Below are 3,165 nucleotides of genomic sequence, written 5' to 3' on the forward strand. Positions count from 1 at the left end.
GCGTATGAAAAACGAATGCAATTTGGGTTTCCAAAAGCGTCTCCAGTTACAGTTGCAACGTTTGCTTCTGAAAGTAAATACATAGAGAAATCGTCGGCGTTGTTGATTAAAGTTCCGCGTAATGTTTTTCCGAAGAACGATGAAACGTCTGGGAAAACATAAAATGCACCTTCTGGAACATTGATTTTTAATCCCGGAATTTCCTTGATTAATCCAACGACTAAATCACGACGGCTTTTGAAGGCAGCAACCATTTCGTTTAGCACGTTTGGATCGGCGTCAACAGCTGTAATTGTTGCTCTTTGTGCGATAGAATTTGCTCCAGAAGTTACTTGACCTTGCATTTTTGTACAAGCTTTGGCAATGAATTCTGGTGCGCCAATATAACCAATTCTCCAGCCAGTCATGGCGAAAGCTTTGGCAACTCCGTTTACGGTAATGGTTCTTTCGAACATTCCTGGAATGGATGCAATGCTGCAAAATGTTCCAGAGAAATTGATGTGTTCGTAGATTTCGTCGGCTACGATATAGATGTTTGGATATTTTTTTAATACTTCTGCAATGGCTGTAAATTCCTCGCGAGAATAAACAGAACCACTTGGATTACAAGGCGAACTGTACCAAATCATTTTAGTTTTTGGCGTAATTGCTGCTTCTAATTGTTGTGGTGTGATTTTGAAATCATTTTCGATTGATGTTGGAACTTCAACAGGAATTCCGCCCGACATTTTTACGATTTCTGAATACGAAACCCAGTATGGCGCAGGAAGAATTACTTCGTCACCATCGTTTAACATTACTTGAGCAACGTTGTATAATGATTGTTTTGCACCAGTAGAAACTACTACGTTTGCTGGTTTATAGTCTAAATTATTGTCTCTTTTGAATTTTCTGCAAATAGCTTCTTTCAAATCCATGTATCCGTCAACTGGAGAATAGGTTGAGTAGTTTTCGTCTATTGCTTTTTTTGCAGCTTCTTTGATAAAATCGGGTGTATTAAAGTCTGGTTCGCCCAAACTTAAACTGATAATATCTTTTCCTTGTGCTTTTAATTCTCTTGCCAAAGCAGCCATAGCAAGTGTTTGTGATGTAGATAGATTATTGATTCTGTCTGATAAATGGTTTTCCATAGTTGTAGTTAGAGATGCGATACATCGCGTCTGTTAATTTTATATAGTTAGGTGTATTTATTTGTATATGAAATAGTTGTGTAAAAAAAAGAGACGCGATGAATCGCGTCTTTACCAATTATGCTGAAAGCAAAGGTTTTTGTCCTAAATCTTTCAGATGCTTGAAATGTGCAATAACTGCGCTTCTCATTGTTTTGAATTCGTGGTATGGTAAGTTACATTCTCTAGCGGTTTCTTTTACAATTTCTGCTATTTTGCCGTAGTGAACATGACTTATGTTTGGAAAGATATGGTGTTCTATTTGATGATTTAATCCGCCAGTGAACCAGTTTACAATTCTATTTTTTGGAGCAAAATTGGCCGTTGTATACAATTGGTGAATTGCCCAAGTGTTTTCCATTTCGCCTTCTTCATTCGGAACAGGATTTGTAGTTTCGTCAACAACATGAGCTAATTGAAATACAATACTCAAAATTAAACCTGCAGTGTAATGCATTACAAAAAATCCGATTAGAACTTGCCACCAAACGATTCCTAGAATCATTGGAATAGCTAACCAAATTGAGAAATAAATAATTTTAGTAATTATTAAAGTCGTCCATAAAATCTTCGGACTTTTAGCTTCTCCGTAAGATAATTTTCTTCCTAAATAGGCTTTCATTTGTTTGAAATCGGTAGTAATTGCCCAGTTGAAAGTTAGTAATCCGTAAAGGAAAACCGAATAATAATGTTGGAATTTATGAAAACCTCGCCACTCAGCTTCTTGAGTAAAACGAATTACTCGTCCAGCATCTAAATCTTCATCGTGACCGTGGATATTGGTGTAAGTATGGTGTAAAACGTTGTGTTGCACTTGCCAGTTGTAAACGTTTCCGGCTAAAATATAGATGCTTCCACCCATAATTTTATTAATCCAAGATTTGTTAGAGTACGAACCGTGATTTCCATCGTGCATTACGTTCATTCCGATTCCGGCCATTCCAATTCCTGTAACTATTGATAGTACTAAAAATACCCAAAAAGGCATATCAGTAAGCGTGATTATTAAAAAGTAAGGTGCAAGAAAAACGGTGAATAGGATGACAGTTTTTAAGTGTAATTTCCAGTTTCCAGTTTTTTCAATTTTATTCTCTTTGAAGTAAGCGTTAACTCGAGAATTTAATGTTCTAAAGAACTTCAAACTGTCTTGTTTAGAGAATGTTGGCATTGTTGTATTCATAAAAAGATATAATTTTTACAAATATAAAAATTAATAGGATTGCACAAGTGTTAATTATTTAAAAAATAACATTTTCAAATTGTTTACTTTTGTAAAAAAAATAAATCATGGAAGAAATTCTTAAACAATTTCCAAATCTAACCGATATTCAGAAGCAGCAATTTGAAAAACTAAACGAATTGTACCACGATTGGAATGCCAAAATCAATGTGATTTCGAGAAAAGATATTGATGAATTGTATACCAAACATGTATTGCACTCGTTGGCAATTGCAAAAATTCAGCCGTTTGAACCTGGAACTTATGTTTTGGATGTTGGAACTGGTGGCGGTTTTCCGGGAATTCCGTTGGCAATTTTATTTCCAGAAACTCGATTTTATTTGATTGATGTAATCTTGAAAAAGATAAACGTAGTTAAAGCAGTTGCCGAAGGTTTAGAATTAAAAAACGTAAAAGCAGAACAAATTAGAGCCGAAAATGTAAAAGGCGATTACGATTTTATTGTGAGTCGTGCGGTTACTAACATGCCCGATTTTGTTTCTTGGATAAAAGATAAAATTAAGAAAACTAACAAACACGAACTTAAAAACGGAATTCTTTACTTAAAAGGTGGCGATTTGACCGAAGAATTGAAAGATTTTCCAAAAGCAACCGAATATAGTATTTCAGAGTTTTTTAAAGATGAATTCTTTGAAACTAAAAAAGTAGTGCATTTGGCGTTGAAGTTTAAAGCGTAAAAATTGAAAACAAAAAAAGTCCAAATAATTAAATTTGGACTTTTTTATTTCTGATTTTGTCTTGTCCTGAAATAGCGAT

The 3,165-nt window shown here is 34.6% G+C and carries 3 protein-coding genes; 1 reads left to right on the forward strand and 2 read right to left on the reverse strand.

The features are described 5' to 3' along the window. Both DIU01_RS06325 and DIU01_RS06330 read right to left on the reverse strand, forming a co-directional pair. The coding region (locus tag DIU01_RS06325; RefSeq protein WP_290832618.1) for a pyridoxal phosphate-dependent aminotransferase at window positions 1–1,130 on the reverse strand (1,130 nt) is incomplete at its 3' end. Window positions 1,131–1,248: 118 nt separating this feature from the next. Next, window positions 1,249–2,349 carry an acyl-CoA desaturase gene (locus DIU01_RS06330; protein WP_290832619.1) on the reverse strand — a complete coding sequence of 367 codons (1,101 nt, stop codon included), beginning with the start codon at window positions 2,347–2,349 and terminating at the stop codon, window positions 1,249–1,251. Between the two features lie 107 nt (window positions 2,350–2,456). On the opposite strand from DIU01_RS06330, the gene rsmG reads away from it, so the two are divergent. Continuing rightward, a complete protein-coding gene (gene rsmG, locus DIU01_RS06335; protein WP_290832621.1) occupies window positions 2,457–3,086 on the forward strand; it encodes a 16S rRNA (guanine(527)-N(7))-methyltransferase RsmG in 630 nt (209 codons plus the stop codon). Window positions 3,087–3,165 lie beyond the last annotated feature (79 nt).

Source organism: Flavobacterium sp. (genome assembly GCF_003525665.1).
Lineage (GTDB): Bacteria > Bacteroidota > Bacteroidia > Flavobacteriales > Flavobacteriaceae > Flavobacterium.